Source organism: Pseudomonas sp. LS.1a (genome assembly GCF_022533585.1).
Classification (GTDB): Bacteria; Pseudomonadota; Gammaproteobacteria; order Pseudomonadales; family Pseudomonadaceae; genus Aquipseudomonas.
On sequence record NZ_CP092827.1, the window covers coordinates 1,296,405 to 1,318,702 of the forward strand.

Genomic DNA, 22,298 nt, shown 5'->3' on the forward strand with positions numbered 1-22,298 from the left:
TACAGCATACCTTGAATATGGCGCGGGCCACTGTGGGAGCGGGCGTGCCCGCGAAGAAGACTTCGCGGTGGATGGCACGGGCTTCGCCCGTGTTCGCGGGCACGCCCGCTCCCACAGGAACCTGTGTCAGGCGCTCAATCTGGCCTGCGCCGCCAAGCGATTGATTGCCGCATCCAGTTCATCCAGCGCCTGCTGTGCCTGCGGGTTCTCCTGCTTGAGCAAGGTTTCGCTGCGTTGGCAGGCGGCCCGCAACTGCGGTACGCCGCAATAACGCGAGGCGCCGTTCAGGCGGTGCACCTGCTCGATCAGGCTGCTGCGGTCGTCAGCCTCGCGGGCGGCGCGTATGGCTTGGCGGTCGGCCTCCAGCGAGGTCAGCAGCATGCTCAGCATGTCGGCCGCCAGGTCCGCCTTGCCAGCGGCCAGGCGCAGCCCTTCCTCGGGGTCAAGCACCTTCAGTTCTTCGCCGTTGGCCAGTTGTTCGCCCAGCCGCTCCTGCTGCGGTGCTCCCAGGCTCAGGCCGGTCCATTTCATCACCACCTGGGCCAACTGCCGCTCGCTGATCGGCTTGGTCAGGTAGTCGTCCATGCCACCGTGCAGCAATGCGCGTTTCTCGTTGGCCATGGCGTGGGCGGTGAGGGCGACGATCGGCAGCGGGTTGCCGCTTTGGGTGTTTTCCCACAGGCGGATCTGCTCGGTGCAGGCGCGGCCGTCCATGCCGGGCATCTGCACATCCATCAGCACCAGGTCGAACGGCTCGCTCTGCACCGCCTGCACCGCCGCATAGCCGTTATCGACCGCCAGCACCTCGGCGCCCAGGTCTTCGAGCAGGGTCTGCACCAGCAGCAGGTTGGCGGCGTTGTCGTCGACGCAGAGGATTTTCGGCTGGCGCTGGCCGTTGACGCTGTTCGCCTCGCCATGCGGGCGGCGCGGTTGCACCAGTTCCAGCAACAGGCGGCGCAGTTTGCGTGTGCAGGTCGGCTTGGACAGCAATTGGCCATGGCCGTTGGGCAGGTAAGGGTGGTACAGCGCCTGCTCGGTGGTCGGGCACAGCACCACACACTGGCAATGGTAGCGTTCGAGCTGCTGGTGGTAATGGCCCAGTTGCTCGGGTGACAGGTTGCCCAGGTTGGCCCCGAGCACGGCGAACTCGAACGGCTGGCCGGCCTGGCTGGCGGCCTGCACGCCCTGCAGCAACTGGTCGTAGGAGGCGAACAGGCTGACGCTGAGGCCGCAGTCTTCCAGTTGGTGTTCCAGTGCTTGGCGCGCCAGTTCGTGGCCATCGACGATGGCCGCGCGTCGGCCCAGCAGCGGTTGCAGCGGCATCTCCTCGACACCGTCGTGGGCCTTGGGCAGGTTGAGGCTGATCCAGAACTGCGAACCCTCGCCCGGGGTGCTGTCGACGCCGATTTCGCCGCCCATCTGCTCGATCAGGCGCTTGGAAATCACCAGCCCCAGGCCAGTGCCGCCAGGTTGGCGGGCCAGCGAGTTGTCGGCCTGGCTGAAGGCCTGGAACAGCGTACGCACATCTTGCGGCGACAGGCCGATGCCGGTGTCCTGCACGCTGATGCGCAGCTGCGCGCTGTCTTCGTGCTCGTCGTCGAGCATGGCGCGCACGACGATGGTGCCTTCGCGGGTGAACTTGATGGCGTTGCTGACCAGGTTGGTAAGGATCTGCTTGAGCCGCAACGGGTCGCCGATCAGCGACGACGGGGTATCGCGGTAGATCAGGCTGAGCAGCTCCAGCTGCTTGGCGTGGGCGGCCGGGGCGAGGATGGTCAGGGTGTCCTGGATCAGGTCGCGCAGGTTGAACGGGATGCTGTCGAGCACCAGCTTGCCGGCCTCGATCTTGGAGAAGTCGAGGATCTCGTTGATGATCCCCAGCAGGTTGTCGGCGGACTTCTCGATGGTGCTCAGGTAGTCCAGCTGGCGCGGGGTCAGCTCGCTTTTCTGCAGCAGGTGGGTAAAACCGAGGATGCCGTTGAGCGGGGTGCGGATTTCGTGGCTCATGTTGGCCAGGAATTCCGACTTGATGCGGCTGGCCTCCAGGGCCTCCTTGCGCGCCATGTCCAGCTCGATGTTCTGGATCTCGATGGTTTCCAGGTTCTGGCGCACATCCTCGGTGGCCTGGTCGATGCTGTGCTGCAGCTCTTCGTGGGCGTTGTGCAGGGTTTCGGCCATGCGGTTGATACCGCGCGCCAGTTCGTCCAGCTCATGGCTGCCCATGGCCGGTAAGCGTTCTTCGAGGTGGCCGTCCTTCAGCTGGTTGACCGCGTGCTTGATGCGCTTGATAGGGTCGTTGATGGTGCGGCTCATGCGCAGTGCCAGCAGGCCGCTGAGCACCAGGCAGGCAAGGATCAGCAGCAGGCTGGTGAACAGGTTGCGGTAGCCGCGCAGCAGTGTGCCGTCGTGGGACAGCTCGATCTCGACCCAGCCCAGCAGGCGTTCGGCTTCGGCCGGCACGGCATCGGTGGCCAGGTCGCGGTGGTGGCCGAATACCGGCATCAGGTAGCGGGTGGCGTCATTGCCGCTGCGTTGCAACAGCTGGGTGCCGGTGCCGCCGCTGGGCGGCTCGTTGAGCATGCTCGGGCCGGCGTGGGCCAGGCGCGTGCGGTCCGGGCCCAGGAAGGCGACGGCGCGCACATCGGCCTGCTCCAGGGTTTGCGCGGCAATGCGCTCCAGCTGCGCCGGTGCCAGTTTGGCCATGGCGGGCGCGGCCAGCGGCGCCAGTTGCTCGGCGATCATCTTGCCGCGTTGTAGCAGCTGGGTGCGCAGGTCGTTCTGTTGCAGCCAGGTGAAGTAACTACCCAGCACCACGGCCATCAGGCCGGCCGGCAGCAGGGCCAGCAGCAGGACCCGGCTGCGAATTCCCAAGCGATCGAGCACACTCGCCTCCTGTCATGTGCCTGGACGCCGTCAAGCGATGACGGCCAAGCCGGGAAGTTACTCCGCCTGCCGTGCTATTGCACCTTTTAAGTACGTGTTTTGCGCCCTTGCAGGGGCATTGGTCGCAGGGCGGTTGCCTGGCAGGCGCTGCATGCTCAATAATTGCGTAATTGAGAATGTGTGGCAGTTGCCAATGAATCCTGTATCTATTCACAGCTCCAATATTCTTGCCATCGAGGATGACCCGGTCCTGGGTGCCTACCTGCACGAAGAGTTGCAGCGCGGCGGTTTCCGGGTGACCTGGTGCCGCAATGGCCTGGAGGGCCTGGAAACGGCGGGGCGCCAGGCTTTCGATGTAGTGCTCCTGGACATCCTGCTGCCCGGGCTCAACGGTCTGGATGCCTTGGCACAGTTGCGCAAGCGCAGCGCCACGCCGGTGATCCTGATGTCGGCGCTGGGCGCCGAGGCCGACCGCATCAGCGGTTTCCAGCGCGGTGCCGACGACTACCTGCCCAAGCCGTTCAGCATGGCCGAGCTGCAGGTGCGCATCGAGGCTATCCTGCGCCGCGTGGCCCTCGAGCGGCGCCATCAAGCCCCGCAGGTGCAGGCCGCCAATGGTGAGTTGCAATATGACGAGGCGCTGTGCGACGTGCGCCTGGATGGCCGCCTGGCCGGCCTGACCCCCAGCGAATACCGCCTGCTCGATATCCTCAACCGCAACCTCGACGAAGTGCTGAGCAAGCCGTTCCTTTACCAGCAAGTGCTGCAGCGAGGCTATTCGCGGCATGACCGCAGCCTGGACATGCACGTCAGCCAGATACGCCGCAAGCTCAAGGGTATCGGCTATCACGAGCGGCAGATTCGTACCGTGTGGGGCAAGGGTTACGTGCTCAGCGCCAGCGAGGCGGAGTAACCCATGCTCGACCGCCACTCGCTGTTCTGGAAGCTGGCGATCCTGCTGGTGGGCTTTTGCCTGCTGATGATCGGCCTCAGTTACACCTGGGGCCGGCACATGGAGACCCAGAATGCCTTCCTCTCGGAGCCTGCGCGGCAGGCCTTGCGTGGCTATGCCGCCGAGGCCGAGCAGGCCTGGCGCAGTGGTGGGCGGGCAGGGCTGGACCGCTGGGTGGCGGCGATGCACCAGCGCGAACGCGGCTGGATTGGTGTGTTCGACCTCAACCTGCGGCCGCTCGACAGCGCCAGCGTCGGCCCACAGACCATGCAGCGGCTGACCCGCCTGCGCGGTGTCGACTGGCCGATGAGCCGGCGCAGCGTCGAGCAGCCGTGGCTGCGCATACCGTTCCCGGGGGCACCGGAGCAGGGCATGCTGGTGATCGAGCTGCCGCAGCGCTTCAACCCCGGCCAGTACCGGGTGCTGTGGCGTATCGTCACCAACGGCATCATTCCCGGTCTGTTCACCCTGCTGTTGTGCGTGGGGCTGTACCGCATGCTGATCGTGCCGTTGAACCAGTTGCGCGAGCAGGCCAATGCCTGGCGCGCCGACCAGTTGTCCGCTCGCCTCGACCCACGCACCATCGCCCGGCATGACGAGCTGGGCGAACTGGCCCGTGCCTTCGACCAGATGGCCGAGCGGCTGCAGGGCACGGTAGCCATGCAGCAGCAGTTGCTGCGTGACCTGTCTCACGAAATGCGGACGCCACTCAGTCGGCTGCGGGTGGCCTGCGATGGCGAAACCGACCTGCAGCGCCTGCGCGAACGCCTGACACGGGAGGTGGACTGCATGCAGCAACTGGTCGAGGATACCCTGCAACTGGCCTGGCAGGATGCCGAACGTGCGCCGATGAACCTGGAGCCGATCGAGGTGCAGGCGCTGTGGGAGCTGCTGGCCGAGAATGCCAGCTACGAAAGCGGCTGGGCACCGGCGCGGCTACGCTGCGAAGTGCCGGCCGACTGCTGGGTGCAGGGCAACCTCAACCACCTGGCCCAGGCGCTGGAGAACATGTTGCGCAATGCCATTCGTCACTCGCCGGCCGAGGGTGTGGTGCGCCTTGGTGGGCAGCGTGAGGGCAGTTATTGGTGGCTGTGGCTGGAGGATGAGGGCGGAGGCGTGGCCGAAGAAGACCTGGAGCGGATTTTTGCACCGTTCTCGCGGCTGGACGGTTCGCGCCCAGGGGATGGCGGTTTCGGTCTGGGGCTGAGCATCGCCCGCAGTGCCATCCAGCGCCAGGGTGGCACCTTGTGGGCGCAGAATGGCAAGCGCGGGCTGCGACTGTGGATGCGCTTGCCATTACATGTGCCGGCCCCTTCGCGGGTGAACCCGCTCCCACAGGTTCATCACTACTCTTGAGGCCAGTGGAGTCCCTGTGGGAGCGGGTTCGCCCGCGAAAGGGCCGGTACAAGCTATCGATATAGCTTGTAGCTATATCCACCACAGATTGCGTGATATGGCGACGAAGGGTTTGCCGGTATGATAGGCACCCCTGCCGTCCGGATTGTGAAATACGCCATGACCTTGCAGTACCCAACCATCGCCGATTGCGTCGGCAATACGCCCCTGGTTCGCCTGCAGCGTATCGCTGGCGAAACCAGCAACACCCTTCTGCTCAAGCTCGAAGGTAACAATCCCGCCGGCTCGGTGAAGGATCGCCCGGCATTGTCGATGATCACCCGCGCCGAACTGCGCGGCCAGATCAAGCCCGGCGACACCTTGATCGAAGCCACTTCCGGCAACACCGGCATCGCCCTGGCGATGGCGGCGGCGATCAAGGGCTACAAGATGATCCTGATCATGCCCGACAACTCCACCGCCGAGCGCAAGGCCGCCATGACCGCCTACGGCGCCGAGCTGATCCTGGTGACCAAGGAAGAGGGCATGGAAGGCGCCCGTGACCTGGCCGAGAAGCTGCAAGCCGAAGGCCGTGGCCTGGTACTGGACCAGTTCGCCAACGGCGATAATCCGATCGCCCACTACAACAGCACCGGCCCCGAGATCTGGCAGCAGACCCAGGGCACCATCACCCATTTCATCAGTTCCATGGGTACCACCGGTACCATCATGGGCTGCTCGCAGTACCTCAAGGAACAGAACCCGGCGGTGCAGATCATTGGCCTGCAACCAATGGAAGGTTCTGCCATTCCAGGCATCCGCCGCTGGCCCGAGGAATACCTGCCGAAAATCTTCGACGCCAGCCGCGTCGACCGCGTGGTCGACATGTCGCAGCAGGAAGCCGAGGAAACCACCCGCCGCCTTGCCCGTGAAGAGGGCATTTTCTGCGGCGTGTCTTCCGGTGGTGCAGTCGCGGCCATGCTGCGCCTGTCTCGCGAGGTGGAAAATGCCACGATGGTCGCGATCATCTGCGACCGCGGCGACCGTTACCTGTCCACCGGCCTGTTCGACCCGAGCTAAATGTCCAAGAAGAAAAGCAACAGCGGCCTGCGCTTTCAGCCGGCCGGCGGCAACCGCAGCCCCCAGGTCCCCGTGGGCAAGAAGCAGCGCCTGGAAATCGAGCGCCTGGCCGGTGATGGCCGGGGTATAGCCTTCCACGAGGGGCGCACCTGGTTCGTCAGTGGCGCCCTGGCCGGCGAGGCCGTGGAGGCGCGGGTGCTCAATGCCCGTGGCAAAGTGGTCGAGGCCCGCCTGGAGCGCCTGTTGCAGGCCAGCCCCGAGCGCCGTCAGGCACCGTGCCGGTATTACGAGCGCTGCGGTGGCTGCAACCTGCAGCACCTGCCGCACCAGGCGCAGCTGGCGCTCAAGCAGCGCACCCTGGCCGAACAGCTGCAGCGGGTGGCCGGTGTGCAGCCCGACGAGTGGGCTGCACCGCTGAACGGGCCGGAATTCGGTTACCGGCGCCGCGCCCGCGTGGCCGTGCGCTGGGACGTCAAGGCGCGCCAGCTGGAGGTCGGCTTCCGCGCCGAAGCCAGTCAGGACATCATTGCCATCGACGATTGCGCGGTGCTGGTACAGCCCTTGCAGTCGATTCTGCGCCACCTGCCGACTGTGCTGCGCTCGCTGAGCAAGCCGCAGGCGCTGGGCCATGTAGAACTGTTCAGCGGCACCGCCGAGGCGCTGTTAGTGCGCCATGTCGCACCGCTGCCGGCCGAAGACCTGGCCAGGCTGCAGGCGTTCTGCGAGCAGGCCAATGCCCAGTTGTGGCTGCAGGGCGAAGGTGAGCCGGCGCCAGTGGACCCGGCCGCGCAACTGGGCTTTGCCCTGGCACCGTGGCAGCTGGAACTGGCCTGGCGCCCAGGTGATTTCGTGCAGGTGAATGCCCAGGTCAACACGGCGATGATCGAGCAGGCCCTGGCCTGGCTCGCACCGCAGGCCGACGAGCGCGTGCTGGACCTGTTCTGCGGTCTGGGCAACTTTGCCCTGCCACTGGCTCGCCAGGCGCGTGAAGTGGTAGCAGTGGAAGGTGTGCAGGCCATGGTCGATCGGGCCGCGGCCAATGCCCGGAACAACAATGTGCATAACGCACGGTTTTTTCAGGCCGATTTATCGCAGCCTTTGGCAGGCGCCGGATGGGCCGCCGAGGGCTTTTCTGCGGTACTCTTGGATCCACCGCGCGACGGTGCTTTCGAGGTGGTGCAAGGCATCGCCCGCCTCAAGGCCAGAAGGCTGGTCTATGTATCGTGCAACCCGGCCACGCTGGCGCGAGACGCCCAAGTGCTGGTCGGCCAGGGGTACCGGTTAAAAAGGGCCGGGATTCTCGACATGTTTCCTCAGACGGCGCATGTCGAGGCCATGGCGTTATTCGAAGCGGGCTAGCTGACTGGCCCCTTGGTGCGGCTTGCACGGAATGGTGGCCGCACGGTGATTGCCAGCGCACCCGCGTGGTGTGCTGTATGGAAAGGTAAAACAAAGATGGTACAGGTGAGAGTGCACCAGCCGGTCAACACCGACGGCAGTATCAATCTCGAAGCATGGTTGGACCATGTGGTAAGCGTCGATTCGGCACTGGATCGCGCAGCGCTGAAAGAGGCCTGCGAGTTTGCCCATGAGGTCGAGAAAAAGGGCAACCCGGCCAAGCATTCCTGGGCGGACGGTACGTCCAGCTTCCAGGCGGGCCTGGAGATCGCCGAAATCCTCGCCGACCTCAAGCTCGACCAGGACTCCCTGGTGGCGGCGGTCATCTACCGCTCGGTGCGCGAGGGCAAGGTCACCCTGGCCGAGGTCAGCCAGCACTTTGGTCCGGTGGTGTCCAAGCTGATCGACGGCGTGCTGCGCATGGCCGCCATCAGTGCCAGCCTCAGCCCACGGCAGTCGCTGGTGCTGGGCTCGCAGGCGCAGGTCGAGAACCTGCGCAAGATGCTCGTGGCCATGGTCGACGACGTGCGCGTGGCGCTGATCAAGCTGGCCGAACGCACCTGTGCGATCCGTGCGGTCAAGGCCGCCGACGACGAAAAACGCCTGCGTGTCGCGCGCGAGGTGTTCGACATCTATGCGCCGCTGGCGCACCGCCTGGGTATCGGCCACATCAAGTGGGAGCTGGAGGACCTGTCCTTCCGCTACCTGGAGCCTGACCAGTACAAACAGATCGCCAAGCTGCTGCACGAGCGCCGGCTGGACCGCGAGCGCTTCATCAGCGAGGTGATGAACCAGCTGCAGAACGAGCTGCTGGCCACTGGCGTCAAGGCCGACATCAGCGGCCGGGCGAAACACATCTATTCGATCTGGCGCAAGATGCAGCGCAAAGGCCTGGAATTCAGCCAGATCTACGACGTGCGTGCGGTACGCGTGCTGGTGCCGGAAATCCGCGACTGCTACACCGCACTGGGCATCGTGCACACCCTTTGGCGGCACATCCCCAAGGAGTTCGACGACTACATCGCCAACCCCAAGGAGAACGGCTATCGCTCGCTGCACACCGCAGTGATCGGCCCCGAGGGCAAGGTGCTGGAGGTGCAGATCCGTACCCACGGCATGCACGAGGAAGCCGAGCTTGGGGTTTGCGCCCACTGGCGCTACAAGGGCACCGACGTCAAGTCCAGCTCCAACCATTACGAAGAGAAGATCTCCTGGCTGCGCCAGGTGCTGGAATGGCACGAAGAGCTGGGCGACATTGGTGGCCTGGCCGAGCAGCTGCGGGTCGACATCGAGCCGGACCGGGTCTACGTATTCACCCCGGACGGCCACGCCATCGACTTGCCCAAGGGGGCCACGCCGCTGGACTTCGCCTACCGCGTGCATACCGAAATCGGCCACAACTGCCGCGGCGCCAAGATCAACGGGCGCATCGTGCCGCTCAACTACAGCCTGCAGACCGGCGAGCAGGTCGAGATCATCACCAGCAAGCACGGTAACCCCAGCCGTGACTGGTTGAACTCCAACCTGGGCTACGTCACCACCTCGCGGGCGCGGGCCAAGATCGTGCACTGGTTCAAGCTGCAGGCACGCGACCAGAACGTCGCCGCCGGCAAGACCTTGCTCGAACGCGAGCTCAGTCGCCTGGGCTTGCCGCAGGTGGATTTCGAGCGCCTGGCCGAGAAGACCAACGTCAAGACCGCCGAGGACATGTTCGCCTCGCTCGGTGCCGGCGACCTGCGCCTGGCGCATCTGGTCAACGCCGCCCAGCAGTTGCTGGAGCCCGAGCGCATCGAGCAGATCGAACTGGTACCGCGCAAACCTACCGGGCCGCGTACCGGCAAGCGTGGTGACATCCAGATCCAGGGGGTCGGTAACCTGCTGACGCAGATGGCCGGCTGCTGCCAGCCGCTGCCGGGCGACGCCATCGTCGGCTACATCACCCAGGGCCGCGGCGTGAGCATCCACCGCCAGGACTGCGCCTCGGTGCTGCAGTTGGCGGGCAAGGAGCCGGAGCGCATGATCCAGGTGAGCTGGGGGCCGATCCCGGTGCAGACCTACCCGGTCGACATCGTCATCCGTGCCTACGACCGCCCGGGGCTGCTGCGCGACGTGTCGCAGGTATTGCTGAACGAGAAGATCAACGTGCTGGCGGTGAACACCCGCTCGAACAAGGAAGACAACACCGCGCTGATGTCGCTGACCATCGAGATTCCGGGCCTGGACGCGCTGGGGCGCCTACTGGGGCGGATCTCGCAGTTGCCGAACATCATCGAGACGCGGCGTAATCGTACCCCTTGAGACCGCGGTGCCTGCTTCGCGGGTAAACCCGCTCCCACAGGGATGGTGCAAATCTTCAGATGTGCACTTTATCTGTGGGAGCGGGTTCACCCGCGAAGAAGCAACCGCCGAAGGACCTGCTTACATGATCTACACCCTCGAAGACCTGCTGCACCTCATGGCCCGCCTGCGCGACCCGCAGTATGGATGCCCGTGGGACCTGAAGCAGAACTACGCGAGCATCGTCCCGCACACCATCGAAGAGGCCTACGAGGTTGCCGACACCATCGAGCGCGGCGATTTCGAGCACTTGCAAGGTGAACTGGGCGACCTGCTGTTCCAGGTGGTCTACTACAGCCAGCTGGCCCGCGAGGAGGGGCGTTTCGAGTTCGATGGCGTGGTCGACAGCATCACCCGCAAGCTCATTCGCCGTCACCCGCACGTGTTCCCCACCGGCGAGCTGTACGCGCCGGTAGACACCCCCAGCCTGAGCGAGGCCCAGGTCAAGTCACGCTGGGAAGAGATCAAGGCCGAAGAGCGCGCGGAAAAGAGCCAGCCCGAACAGCTGTCGCTGCTCGACGACGTGCCGGCAGCATTGCCGGCGTTGTCGCGGGCAGCCAAACTGCAAAAGCGCGCGGCCACGGTCGGTTTCGACTGGCCTGCGGCATTGCCGGTGCTGGACAAGGTCCGCGAAGAGCTGGATGAAGTGCTGCAGGCCATGGCCGACGGCGATGCCGATGCGCTCGAGGATGAAATCGGCGACCTGTTGTTCGCCACCGTCAACCTGGCCCGCCACCTCAAGCATGATCCGGAACATGCCCTGCGCCGTGCCAATCGCAAGTTCGAGCGGCGTTTCCGCTTCATCGAACAGGCATTGCGCGACAGTGGCCGACCCATCGAAGATTGTAACCTTGACGAACTGGATGCCCTTTGGGGGGAAGCCAAACGTCAGGAAAAGAACCTGCCCAGCTGCGGCTGAGCTGTTGCATAAGTGAGTGAACATTCATGAGCCTTTCCCTTCGCGACCAATTGCTCAAAGCCGGTCTGGTCAACCAGAAACAGGTTTCCCAGGCCAACAAGGCCGAGAAGAAACAGAAACGCCTGGAACACAAAGGCCAGGTCGAGGTGGACGACAGCCAGCAGCGCATGGCCAAGGAAGCCATGGCCGAGAAAGCCAAGCGTGACCAGGAACTGAACCGCCAACAGCAGGAAAAAGCCGAACAGAAGGCGCGGGCCGCGCAGATCAAGCAACTGATCGAAGCGACTCGCCTGCCGAAGCTGAGCACCGAGGACTACTACAACTTCGTCGACGACAAGAAGGTCAAGCGCATTGCCGTCAATGCCCTGATGCGCACCAAGCTGAGCAATGGCGCGCTGGCCGTGGTGTCGTTTGCCGGTGGCTACGAGGTGATCCCTCGTGAGGCGGCGCTGAAGATCCAGGAGCGCGACCCCAACCGTATCCTGCTGCTGAATACCCATGTCGAGGAAGCGGACGAGGACGACCCGTACGCGGCCTACAAGATCCCTGATGATCTGATGTGGTAAACACGAAAAACCCCGCTTTGGCGGGGTTTTTCATTTGAAGATCGAGTCATTGCGTGGCGCGCTGGTTTTCCAGGTTTTCCAGCTCTATACGGTACTGGTGCGCTTCGTGTTCGTTGTGGAACATCCCTACCAGCTGGCCTTGTTGATGCACATCCCAGATCCGCACGCCAGCGGCCAGGCCTTCGTGGGACATTTTCGATTCGTCGCGTTCGGTTACTTGGACTGTCATCGCTAAACTCCACTGCTTCAGTTGGCTGCGACACTGTGTCGCACAACCTCTTTATAGAGTTTGTTAGCAGGCTAAGTAAATAAAACGGGCATGAAACAAGTTTCATGGAAACCGGAGCGCAGTCAAATGTGGGGGCGCGCCTTCTCCAGTGCAGAAAAAAGCCCCGCACCAGGCGGGGCTTCGGGTACTGCTGGCAGCGCTGGCTCAGTTGCCCTTCACCGGCTTGCCATCGACCGTGCCATCTTGCAGCACGATCACGTATTCCTTGCCATCGGTCTCGACCTGGCGCAGTTGCACCAGCAGATAGTCCCAGTTCTTGGCGAACCACAGCTCGGTAATGCGCTTGCTCTGGCTTGGGTCGCGCACGCGCTCGACCTTCACCGCATCGACCTGGCCGGTCTTGGTGGTGACTTTCTCAGTGCCCAGCACGCGGAAGTCGTAGGTGTCGATCTCGTCACCGTCGACCACCTGGTAGGTCATGCTCTTCTTGCCGGCGGCCACGTCATGCTGCAGGGCCAGCTGGTAGGACGACTTGTCCAGCACGCCGCGGTTCAGCGGCAGGCTGACGGCGTCGCCACGGTCGCTGCCGGTGACCTTCTTGCTGTTCCAGTCGAAGGTCAGGTCGACCTTCTTGGCCTTGCCCAGGCCGCCACGCTCGAAGTGGTACTTCTGCGGCAGCAGGGTGTCGTTGTCCATGCGCAGGGAGCTTTGCTCGGTCAGGCTGGCGATCATCATGGAGGCCTTGAAGTTAAGGTCCCAGGTACCGTTGGCATTCTTGACCAGGCTGCGTTCGGCGGTGCCGCTCATGGGCAGCTGCTTCCAGTCGGCGGTATAGCTGGCCGAGAAAGGCTTCAGATCAGCTGCCTGGAGGGGCAGGGCGAGCACGGCGAGAGCCAAGAGCAGGGCGCGACGCATAAATTCTCCTAGGATCGAATCAAGTGACCGCTGGCCGCCAGGGGTTGGCCATCCAGTAATGCACCCTGTTCGCCAAGACGCAAGCGCCCTTCAGCGAACCAGCGCACCGCCAGCGGGTAAATCAGGTGCTCCTGGCGGTGTACCCGCTGTGCCAGGCTTTCGATGGTGTCGTCAGACGCCACCGGTACCACAGCCTGTACGACCAGTGGGCCGCCATCGAGTTCCTCAGTCACGAAGTGTACGCTGCAGCCATGCTCGGCGTCGCCTGCCTCCAGTGCCCGGCGGTGGGTATGCAGGCCCTTGTATTTGGGCAGCAGCGACGGGTGGATGTTGAGCAGGCGGCCCTGGTAGTGGCGCACGAAGTCGCCACTGAGGATGCGCATGAAACCGGCCAGCACCACCAGGTCCGGGGCAAAACCGTCGATGCGCGCCATCAGCGCGGCATCGAAGGCTTCACGGCCGTCGAACTGGGTGTGCTCGAGCACGACGCTGTCGATGCCGGCCGCCGCGGCGCGTTGCAGGCCGTAGGCATCGGCACGGTTGGAAACCACCGCACGGATGCGCACCTGGCTGTCCTGGCCTTGGCAGCTGTCGATCAGCGCTTGCAGGTTGCTGCCGGAGCCCGACAGCAGTACCACTACATTGCAGGTCTTGCTTGGCATCAGTGTGCCTTGAGGTTCTGCAGCTCGACCTGGGCAGCGCCCTCGGCGGCTTCGGCGATGTGGCCGATCACCCATGGCTGCTCGCCAGCGGCGCGCAGTTCGTTCAGGGCGGCTTCTACCTGATCCTGGGCCACGCAGATGACCATGCCGACGCCGCAGTTCAGCACGCGGTGCATTTCATGCTCGTCGACGTTGCCTTTTTCCTGCAGGAAGTCGAACACCGCCGGGCGCTGCCAGCTGGCCACGTCGATGACCGCCTGGGCGTTGGCCGGCAGTACGCGCGGGATGTTGTCCAGCAGGCCGCCACCGGTGATGTGGGCCATGGCCTTGACCGCGCCGGTGTTCTTGATCAGCTGCAGCAGCGGCTTGACGTAGATGCGGGTCGGCGCCATCAGCAGGTCGGTCAGTGGCTTGCCGTCCAGCTGGGTGTTCTCGATGTCGGTGGCGGACACTTCGAGGATCTTGCGGATCAGCGAGTAGCCGTTGGAGTGCGGGCCCGAGGACGGCAGGGCGATCAGTGCGTCACCGGTGGCAACCTTGGAGCCATCGATGATCTCGGCCTTTTCCACCACGCCGACGCAGAAGCCGGCCAGGTCGTAGTCTTCGCCTTCGTACATGCCTGGCATTTCGGCGGTTTCACCACCGACCAGCGAGCAGCCGGCCAGTTCGCAACCGGCACCGATGCCGGTGACCACGGTGGCGGCCACGTCGACGTTCAGTTTGCCGGTGGCATAGTAGTCGAGGAAGAACAGCGGCTCGGCGCCGCACACGACCAGGTCGTTGACGCACATGGCGACCAGGTCCTGGCCGATGCTGTCGTGCTTGTTCAGGTTCAGTGCCAGGCGCAGCTTGGTGCCGACGCCGTCGGTGCCGGAGACCAGCACCGGCTGCTTGTAGCCGGCCGGGATCTCGCAGAGGGCGCCGAAGCCGCCCAGGCCACCCATGACTTCAGGGCGTGCGGTGCGTTTTGCCACGCCCTTGATGCGTTCGACCAGTGCTTCGCCGGCGTCGATGTCTACACCGGCGTCCTTGTAGCTCAGGGAGGGTTGCTTGCTCATTGATCCAGGCCTTTAGGAGGGAGGGATTCTTAAAAAACGACCATGACGGCCAAGGCCGGCTGGTAAGCGGCGGCTGCCTGAAACGTCAGTGGTCTGTGAAGGCGCGCGATTTTATCAGGGTTGCCGGGCAGCGGCCATCCTCAGGCCGACGGGCAGGGCATGAAAATGGGTAAAAAGTTGGGAGTGCTCGCTACAAGGGCTGCGTCATGCAGGCGACACCTGCCAGATCCATCACAACTTCCCGGCAATCTCCGCAACCAATCTTTCATCCTCGCGACTGGTTACCTTGCGCCCCCGTGTATAAGGTATAGGCATTGCGGTAAGTGGACAGGAATCCTCCATGCGTCTCTTCAATATTCTGGCGGTCGGTTGCCTGGCCCTGATCTCGGCCACTGCCCAGGCTGAAAGTGTCTCCGGCCTTTACCAGGTGCGCGAGCCGGTCACCGGGCAGGGCGCCGAAGCCCGTGCCGAGGCCACCGCCAAGGCCCTCGATACCCTGGTAACGCGCCTGACCGGCGACCCCAGGGCGGCGCAAAGCCCGGCATTGGCCGGGTTGCGCAAGGACCCGCAGCAAATCATCAACCAGGTTGGCAGCGAAGCCGGGCCACCCGAGTCGGTGCTGGTCGAGTTCGACCCTGGCAGTACCGAGCGGGCCTTGCGCAAGGCCGGCCTGGCCTTGTGGGGCAGCAACCGCCCCTCGATCCTCGGCTGGTGGCTGAACGACAGTGCCGAGGGCAGTAACCTTGTCGGTGACGGCCAGGCCAGCGCCCAACCCCTGCGCCGTGCCGCCCAGCACCGTGGCCTGCCGTTGCGCCTGCCGCTGGCCGACCTGCAGGAGCAACTGGTGGCCAATGCCGAGCACATCGACGGCAGCGACCCGGCCCCGTTACGGGAAGCCTCCGAACGCTACGGGGCCGATGCCTTGCTGGCGGTGCATGCCCGGGAAGCCGATGGCAAGTGGCAGGGCAATTGGCAGCTGTGGCTGGGCGACCAGCGTGAGCAAGGCACTGCCGAAGGCGCCGATCCGGCAGCGCTGGCTGACGCCGTGATGCTGGCGCTCAGCAGCCGCTTGGCGCCGCGCTACGTCACCCGCCCGGGTGCCAGCAGCCAGTTGCAGGTGCAAGTGCAGGGGATGAACCTGCAGCGCTACGCCGAGCTTGCCCGCGTGCTCGAACCCTTTGGCCCGCGTCTGCAAATGGCTGAAGGCGGCACCCTGACCTACGGTGTCACCGCCAACCGCGATCAGCTGCGCGCCCAGCTCGGCCTGGCCAAGCTGCAGGAAGTACCGGTAGAGCAGGTGCCTGCGGTGCCGGCCACGCCAGCTCCGGCAGACGCTGCCGGGGGCGGGCAACCAGTGCCGGCCCAGCCTGCACCCAAGCCGTTCGACGGCTTGCGTTTTCGCTGGTAAGGGGAGCACACCTTGACCGACGTACGTCGCTGGATCTGGCTGGGTGTTGCCCTGCTGGTCGCTGTGCTTCTTTATAGCCTGCACAACATTCTTACCCCGTTCCTGGTCGGCATCCTGCTGGCCTACCTGGCCGACCCGCTGGTGGATCGCCTGGAACGCCTGGGGCTTTCGCGCACCTGGGGCGTGGTGGTGGTGTTCGGCCTGTTCACCTTGCTGTTGCTGGCCTTGCTGCTGGTGCTCGTTCCGCTGCTGGCCAAGCAGCTGGTGCGCCTGTACGAGCTGGCGCCGCAGATGCTCGACTGGCTCGAACACGTGGCTTTGCCCTGGGTGCAGAGCCGCCTGGGCCTGGCTGACGGCTTCTGGAAATTCGACAAGATCAAGGCCGCCATCGGCACGCACATGGGGCAGACCACCGATATCGTCGGTGTGCTGCTGTCCCATGCCACCGCTTCGGGCCTGGCGCTGATGGCCTGGCTGGCCAACATGGTGCTGATCCCGGTGGTGGGTTTCTATCTGCTGCGTGACTGGGACCTGATGATGGCCAAGCTGCGCGGCCTGCTGCCGCGCCAGCGTGAGCCGCAGGTGATGGGCCTGGCGGGCGAATGCCATGAAGTGCTGGGGGCGTTCGTGCGCGGGCAACTGATGGTGATGGTGGCCCTGGGCATCATCTATTCGGCCGGGCTTATGCTGGTGGGGCTGGAGCTGGGGCTGCTGATCGGCATGCTCGCCGGGCTGGCTGCCATCGTGCCGTACATGGGCTTCATCATCGGCATTGGCGCAGCCTTGGTGGCGGGCCTGTTCCAGTTTGGCGGCGACCTGTACCCGATGCTGGGCATCATCGCCGTGTTCATGGTCGGGCAGGCACTGGAGGGCATGGTACTGACCCCTCTGCTGGTGGGAGACCGCATCGGTCTGCACCCGGTGGCGGTGATTTTCGCCATCCTGGCCGGCGGTGAGCTGTTCGGCTTTACCGGGGTGCTGCTGGCGCTGCCGGTGGCGGCTGTGATCATGGTGCTGCTGCGGCATGTGCATGACCTGTACAAGGAATCGGACATGTATGCCGGGGATATCGACCCGGAGTTGTGATGGAAGGGCTGCAAAGCAGCCCCAAAACAGCGCAAAAAAAGCGCAACTCGTTGATTTTGCTTGTGCTATCCGCTGCCGTGATTGTGCACCCCGCGTTGCGGGTATAGACTTTGCAGATTGTTCACCAAAGGCCCCCTGCGGTCCTGTCGACCGCCCGCGAGCATGAAACCACCGATCCAGTTGCCCCTGGGTGTGCGCCTGCGCGATGACGCCACCTTCATCAACTACTATCCGGGAGCCAATGCTGCGGCATTGGGCTACGTCGAGCGGCTATGCGAAGCCGACGCCGGCTGGACCGAGAGCCTTATCTACCTGTGGGGCAAGCAAGGTGTTGGCCGTAGCCATCTGCTGCAGGCCGCCACCCACCGCTTCCAGCAACGCGGCGAGCCAGCCGTCTACCTGCCACTGGCGCAGTTGCTCGATCGTGGCGTAGAGCTGCTCGACTACCTGGCCCAGTACGAACTGGTGTGCATTGACGACCTGCATGTGATCGCCGGCAAGGCGGACTGGGAAGAGGCCATGTTCCACCTGTTCAACCGCCTGCGTGACAGCGGCCGGCGCCTGCTGCTGGCTGCCTCGGCATCGCCGCGCGAGCTGCCAATCAAGCTGCCGGACCTGAAGTCGCGGCTGACCCTCGCCCTGGTGTTCCAGATGCGCGGCCTGTCCGACGAAGACAAGCTGCGTGCCTTGCAACTGCGTGCTTCGCGTCGTGGCCTGCACCTCACCGACGAAGTTGGCCACTTCATTCTTACCCGCGGTGCACGCAGCATGAGTGCGTTGTTCGACCTGCTCGAACGCCTCGACCAGGCCTCGCTGCAGGCACAACGCAAGCTCACCATTCCTTTCCTCAAGGAAACCCTGGGCTGGTAACCCCGAAAACGCGGGGCCAGAGCGGCAAAACAAAAAAGTCACATCTTTTTCGATAAAATTTGCAAATGGCCATGATAGAGGGCATAGTTTCACCCTTCTAAAGGATTACAGACACGGTCGTGCCCATGCTGAAGCGCTTCGCACCCCTCGTGCCACTCGCACTCGTGACCCTGCTTTTTGGCTGCGCGGCCCAAGGCCCGGCTTCTCATTCAGAGCAGCAGCCTCAGGATCACAACCCCATCGCCGCACAATCGGCGTTCAAGGCCAAAGCCTCGTCCTCGTCGGTATTCGGCGAGCCGGAAGAACTGGCCACCGAAGATGACCTGGAGGCCTTCTCCAGCAGCAAGCCTTACCAGCTGCCAGCTCTGGCTGACAGCGTTCTCGAGCGCGGCATGTCGCTGATCGGCACCCGCTACCGCTTCGGTGGTACCTCGGAGCAGTCCGGCTTTGACTGCAGTGGCTTCATCGGCTACCTGTTCCGCGAAGAGGCGGGTGTGACCCTGCCGCGCTCCACGCGTGAAATGATCAACGTCGATGCCCCGAAAGTGGCCCGCAACAAGCTCAAGCCAGGTGACCTGCTGTTCTTCAGCACCAACGGCCGCGGCCGCGTCAGCCATGCCGGCATCTACCTGGGTGACAACCAGTTCATCCACTCCAGCAGCCGCCGCAGCGGTGGCGTGCGCATCGACAGCCTCGGTGACCGTTACTGGAGCAAGACCTTCATCGAAGCCAAGCGCGCCTTGGCCATGGCGCCGACCACCAATATCGCGCGCAACTGATAGCAAAATGATATATCCTGCCGCGGCGGCGATGCTTTGAAAAAAGCTCGCCGCCGTGCGCATTTATAGAAAGCGGCTAATCTAATTTCTCAACTCTTTTCGGCTGCGGCCCAGCGGTCTCAGACAGGATGTTCTGGCCATGGTAAAGATGGCGCGCTTCGCATTTATCTCCTTGGCAGCCTTGCTGGCTGCCTGTTCCAGCCGTGCTCCTGCGCCGGCCCCTGTGGTACAGCCGCAGGTTACCTATAGCCAGCCTAGCCCTTCACCGATTGCCGATGACGTGTTGATGCGAGCCATCGGCCTGGTGGGCACGCCTTATCGCTGGGGCGGCAACACCCCGGACTCCGGTTTCGATTGCAGTGGCCTGATCAAGTACGTCTACCGTGATGCTGCCGGCATAAGCCTGCCGCGTTCGACGCGGGAGATGATCGTCATGCGCGCGCCGACCGTGGATGCCAAGTCGCTGCAGTCCGGTGACCTGGTGTTCTTCGCCACCAGTGGCGGCTCGCAGGTCAGCCACGCCGGCATTTATGTCGGGGAAGGGCGCTTCGTGCATGCCCCTTCCAGCGGTGGCACGGTGCGCCTGGACTACCTGTCCAACAGCTACTGGGCCAAGGCTTACCTGCAGGCCAAGCGCGTGATTCCGCAAGGGCATCTGGCGCAGAACCCCTGACGGATATTCCTGTGGGAGCGGCTTTAGCCGCGAACACCGGCGCAGCCGGTGCCATGCACCGCGTTGGATTCTTCGCGGCTAAAGCCGCTCCCACAGGGTGCGCGCTGGCCGGGCTCATGGCGCCTTGCTCACTCGCCAGACCACATTACCGACATCATCGGCCACCAGCACGCCACCACGCCCATCGTTGATTACGCCGACCGGGCGACCCTTGGCCTTGCCATGCTCATCCAGAAACCCGGTAAGCAGGTCCACAGGCTTGCCCGAGGGTTTTCCTGACGGGTCGAACGGCACGAAAATAACCTTGTAGCCACTGTGTGGCTTGCGGTTCCACGACCCGTGCTGGCCCACGAATGCCCCTTGGTCGAAGGGCGCTGGTAGTCCATTCGGTTCGGCGAATGCCAACCCCAGCGATGCCGTGTGTGGGCCCACGGCATAGTCGGGCACCAGCGCCTGGGCCACTTTTTCAGGCGCTGGTGGTTGCACGCGCTCATCCACGTGACTGCCATAGTAGCTGTAGGGCCAGCCATAGAAACCGCCGTCCTTCACGGAGGTGATGTAGTCGGGTACCAGATCGCTGCCGATCTCGTCACGCTCGTTGACTGCGGTCCACAATGCACCGCTGTTTGGCTCCCAGGCCAGGCCGTTAGGGTTGCGCAGGCCTGTGGCGAACAGGCGGTGCTGGCCGCTGGTGGGGTCCACTTCCCAGATCGCGGCGCGCCCCTGTTCCTTGTCCAGGCCGTTTTCGCCGACGTTGCTATTGGAGCCGACCGTCACGAAAAGCTTCTTGCCATCGGGGCTGGCGATCACGTTCTTGGTCCAGTGGTGGTTGAGCGGTCCGCCGGGCAACTCGACCACCGGCTGGCCTTCATTGCGAATTTGCAAGGCTCCGGGCTCGTAGTGAAAGCGCAGCAGCCTGTCTGTGTTGGCGACAAAGAGGTCCTTGCCGACGAGGGCCATGCCGAACGGTGAGTTGAGCTCTTCGATAAAGGACGTGCGGATTTCAGCCACGCCGTCGTGGTCGGCGTCACGCAGCAGGGTGATCCGGTTGGCGCTGGGCACGCCTGCACCTGCCCGCTTCATCACCTTCTTCATCACCCAACCGCGCAGGCCCTTGCCATCTTCGGGCTTGGGCGGGGCATTGGTTTCGGCTACCAGCACGTCGCCGTTGGGCAGCAGATATAGCCAGCGAGGGTGGTCGAGCCCGCTGGCGAACGCTTTCACCTGGGTGCCTGGTGCTGCTTCGGGCTTGACGTCCTTGGGCCAGCCCACTGCTGGAGCGATATTCACGGTGGGGAGGGTAGTCTTGACCGGAGCAGGCAACTGGGGGGTTGGGCCACTGCCATCGAGTACATCCAGCCGCGCGGTTTCGCCGCAGGCAGTCAGGCTGGCGGCCAATAACCAAGGCATCAGGTGTTTCATGGGCGGTGTCCTCCTAACAGGGCCTATGGAACTGAGAGGTCGGCGATATTCGCCAGGTTCCCGGCAGCCATCCAACTGTCGTTGCTTTTGCTTTTGCTTTTGCTTCTAAGCGCGCGATAGTTCAGGCGCCGCCGATTGCGACTTCAGGAGGCCGAGCGAAGGGCTTGCGGAGGGAGGTGACGGGCATGGATGCCCGTCAAGCGCTGAGGCCCCATGGATGGGGCCTGCGGCGCGTACTCCCGGGAGCAAGCCCGTAGCGAGGGGACCCCGTAGCGCAGCGGAGGGGCCGGATGATAGGAGCCAGCGTTTTTTGGTTACTTTTTGTCGCGTTTGACAAAAAGTGACCCGCCGTAAGGGCGGAAAGGTGAATAAGCGCCACCTTCGAAAATGAATGTTGACCCTGTTGTTGATGCCCACGCTTGAAAGCGAAGAGCGAAGAGCGGAAAAGTGCTGGTTTTGATCTCGCGCATAGTCCATTTACGATGGCGACGCTTACTCACCTTTCCGCCCTTACGGCGGGTCACTTTTTGTCAAACGCGACAAAAAGTAACCAAAAAACGCTGGCTCCTATCATCCGGCCCCTGCGCTGCGCTCCGGGGTTCCCTCGCGCCGGTCTTGCTCCCGGGAGTACGCGCTGCAGGCCCCATCCATGGGGCCTCAGCGCTTGACGGGCATCCATGCCCGTCACCTCCCTCCGCAAGACCTCTGCTCGGCCTCCTGAAGTCGCGAAGATCAAGAGCAAGATCAAGATCAAGAGCAAGATCAAGAGCAAGATTTAGCAGGCGTTCTGTGGGAGATGGCCCAACCCTTGGGGCTGCGCTGTTGCGTAGATAACTGAAATTGCAAGCAATCCGCGTACCCTGTGGGAGCGGCTTTAGCCGCGAAGAATCCAACGCGGTGCCAGCCACCGCGTTGGATTCTTCGCGGGCATGCCCGCTCCCACAGAGGCCACGTCGCCCTTGCTAACGCGTTCCGGCCCCGGCCCGAGCCGAAGTTGCTTCAAGCCTGCTTGAGCAACAACGCCACCCCCGGGAAATACTGCCCCAGCTCGTTGTGCAACTTGCGGTAGGCATACGGGAAGTACCAGGCGATGGCACAGGCGGTATGTTTCTGCAGATCGTCGACCAGGTCCTGCAGTTCCTCGGGACTGGCGTGCTGGCCGGCCTTCCACGGGCTGATGAACAGCGCTCCGGCCTTCAACTGGCTGGGGTAGGCCACCTGGCGGGCGAGGGCAGCGGTCTGCTGCAGGGCGTCGGCCATGTCCAGCCGGGCGATTTTCGGCCAGCGCTGGCTGGCACTGAGGTATAGCGCTTCACCGGCACTGCTGAGCAACAGGTCGCAGCGCCCTTCGTATTCACCTTCATCGCGCTGCTTCTTGCCGGCAAACTGCTGCAGTGCCGCCAGCTCGGCCTGCCAGGCCGCCGCGGCAAGCAACCCGGTATTGGCGGCTGCCCCATGCCAGTACGGTGCTTCGGCATCGCCGGCAAACTGGTTGAAGCGGTCGATGCAGTCGCCCCAGCGCTCCAGCACCGGGGCAAGAAACTCCAGGCGCGGGTTGTTGATGATCTGGCCTCGCATGCTGCGCTCTCCTGTTGTCGTTGTGATCGCGTTCAGCTGAAAGTGATGGCTATGTGATATCACTGTATCCAGTGTGGCACAACCGGGTGAATTGGCCATTACCCGGGCGGTGACTGTTCGGCTGCAAAGCGGCCCGCTTCGATTGACG

General features: G+C 63.8%; 19 protein-coding genes. 12 read left to right on the forward strand and 7 right to left on the reverse strand.

The genetic code is table 11. The annotated features are described in order from the left end of the window. Positions 1 to 126: 126 nt before the first annotated feature. Complete coding sequence (locus tag MKK04_RS06050) at positions 127 to 2,883, reverse strand: response regulator (protein WP_207829362.1); 2,757 nt, start codon at positions 2,881 to 2,883, stop codon at positions 127 to 129. Between the two features lie 193 nt (positions 2,884 to 3,076). Between MKK04_RS06050 and MKK04_RS06055 the strand changes: the two genes are divergently transcribed. The 7 genes from MKK04_RS06055 (at position 3,077) to MKK04_RS06085 (ending at position 11,470) form a co-directional block, all read left to right on the forward strand. Then, on the forward strand, positions 3,077 to 3,796 hold the full coding sequence (locus MKK04_RS06055) for a response regulator transcription factor (protein WP_137163180.1): 720 nt from the start codon (positions 3,077 to 3,079) through the stop codon (positions 3,794 to 3,796). Between the two features lie 3 nt (positions 3,797 to 3,799). Next, entirely contained in the window at positions 3,800 to 5,191 is a 1,392-nt protein-coding gene (locus tag MKK04_RS06060) for a sensor histidine kinase (RefSeq protein ID WP_207829360.1), read from the forward strand. Between the two features lie 159 nt (positions 5,192 to 5,350). Then, positions 5,351 to 6,250, forward strand: a complete 900-nt coding sequence (cysM, locus tag MKK04_RS06065) for a cysteine synthase CysM (RefSeq protein ID WP_043936067.1) — start codon at positions 5,351 to 5,353, stop codon at positions 6,248 to 6,250. Beyond that, a complete protein-coding gene (gene rlmD, locus MKK04_RS06070; RefSeq protein WP_241106337.1) occupies positions 6,251 to 7,609 on the forward strand; it encodes a 23S rRNA (uracil(1939)-C(5))-methyltransferase RlmD in 1,359 nt (452 codons plus the stop codon). Positions 7,610 to 7,705: 96 nt separating this feature from the next. Beyond that, positions 7,706 to 9,946, forward strand: coding sequence for a GTP diphosphokinase (gene relA, locus MKK04_RS06075; protein WP_207829349.1), 2,241 nt, complete (start codon positions 7,706 to 7,708; stop codon positions 9,944 to 9,946). 124 nt (positions 9,947 to 10,070) lie between these two features. Beyond that, on the forward strand, positions 10,071 to 10,904 hold the full coding sequence (gene mazG, locus MKK04_RS06080) for a nucleoside triphosphate pyrophosphohydrolase (protein WP_207829339.1): 834 nt from the start codon (positions 10,071 to 10,073) through the stop codon (positions 10,902 to 10,904). 26 nt (positions 10,905 to 10,930) lie between these two features. Next, entirely contained in the window at positions 10,931 to 11,470 is a 540-nt protein-coding gene (locus MKK04_RS06085; RefSeq protein ID WP_063911543.1) for a DUF2058 domain-containing protein, read from the forward strand. 46 nt (positions 11,471 to 11,516) lie between these two features. Here the strand turns inward: MKK04_RS06085 and MKK04_RS06090 are convergent, their stop codons facing one another. From MKK04_RS06090 to purM, 4 genes are all read right to left on the reverse strand, one after another. Then, on the reverse strand, positions 11,517 to 11,699 hold the full coding sequence (locus MKK04_RS06090) for a hypothetical protein (RefSeq protein ID WP_063911544.1): 183 nt from the start codon (positions 11,697 to 11,699) through the stop codon (positions 11,517 to 11,519). A gap of 204 nt (positions 11,700 to 11,903) precedes the next feature. Further along, complete coding sequence (locus MKK04_RS06095; RefSeq protein ID WP_063911545.1) at positions 11,904 to 12,614, reverse strand: DUF3108 domain-containing protein; 711 nt, start codon at positions 12,612 to 12,614, stop codon at positions 11,904 to 11,906. Positions 12,615 to 12,622: 8 nt separating this feature from the next. Beyond that, positions 12,623 to 13,276: a phosphoribosylglycinamide formyltransferase gene (gene purN, locus MKK04_RS06100; RefSeq protein WP_063911546.1), complete on the reverse strand. Its 654-nt coding sequence runs from the start codon at positions 13,274 to 13,276 to the stop codon at positions 12,623 to 12,625. Next, positions 13,276 to 14,334 carry a phosphoribosylformylglycinamidine cyclo-ligase gene (gene purM / locus MKK04_RS06105; protein ID WP_013971366.1) on the reverse strand — a complete coding sequence of 353 codons (1,059 nt, stop codon included), beginning with the start codon at positions 14,332 to 14,334 and terminating at the stop codon, positions 13,276 to 13,278. Before purM ends, purN begins: the two co-directional genes overlap by 1 nt. A gap of 340 nt (positions 14,335 to 14,674) precedes the next feature. On the opposite strand from purM, the gene MKK04_RS06110 reads away from it, so the two are divergent. The 5 genes from MKK04_RS06110 (at position 14,675) to MKK04_RS06130 (ending at position 19,150) form a co-directional block, all read left to right on the forward strand. Beyond that, the gene (locus MKK04_RS06110) at positions 14,675 to 15,742 is read left to right on the forward strand and encodes a DUF2066 domain-containing protein (RefSeq protein ID WP_241106338.1); all 1,068 of its coding nucleotides are present in this window, start codon (positions 14,675 to 14,677) and stop codon (positions 15,740 to 15,742) included. 12 nt (positions 15,743 to 15,754) lie between these two features. Next, positions 15,755 to 16,828 carry an AI-2E family transporter gene (locus MKK04_RS06115; protein WP_207829327.1) on the forward strand — a complete coding sequence of 358 codons (1,074 nt, stop codon included), beginning with the start codon at positions 15,755 to 15,757 and terminating at the stop codon, positions 16,826 to 16,828. A 162-nt stretch (positions 16,829 to 16,990) separates the two neighbouring features. Next, on the forward strand, positions 16,991 to 17,698 hold the full coding sequence (hda, locus tag MKK04_RS06120) for a DnaA regulatory inactivator Hda (protein ID WP_003252443.1): 708 nt from the start codon (positions 16,991 to 16,993) through the stop codon (positions 17,696 to 17,698). A 125-nt stretch (positions 17,699 to 17,823) separates the two neighbouring features. Beyond that, positions 17,824 to 18,477, forward strand: coding sequence for a C40 family peptidase (locus MKK04_RS06125; RefSeq protein ID WP_063911548.1), 654 nt, complete (start codon positions 17,824 to 17,826; stop codon positions 18,475 to 18,477). A 139-nt stretch (positions 18,478 to 18,616) separates the two neighbouring features. After that, complete coding sequence (locus MKK04_RS06130; protein WP_207829325.1) at positions 18,617 to 19,150, forward strand: C40 family peptidase; 534 nt, start codon at positions 18,617 to 18,619, stop codon at positions 19,148 to 19,150. 114 nt (positions 19,151 to 19,264) lie between these two features. Here MKK04_RS06130 and MKK04_RS06135 read toward each other — a convergent pair whose 3' ends face one another. Beyond that, a complete protein-coding gene (locus MKK04_RS06135; protein WP_241106339.1) occupies positions 19,265 to 20,572 on the reverse strand; it encodes a PQQ-dependent sugar dehydrogenase in 1,308 nt (435 codons plus the stop codon). Positions 20,573 to 21,571: 999 nt separating this feature from the next. Continuing rightward, entirely contained in the window at positions 21,572 to 22,150 is a 579-nt protein-coding gene (locus tag MKK04_RS06140; protein WP_063911550.1) for a hypothetical protein, read from the reverse strand. Between the last annotated feature and the right edge of the window lie 148 nt (positions 22,151 to 22,298).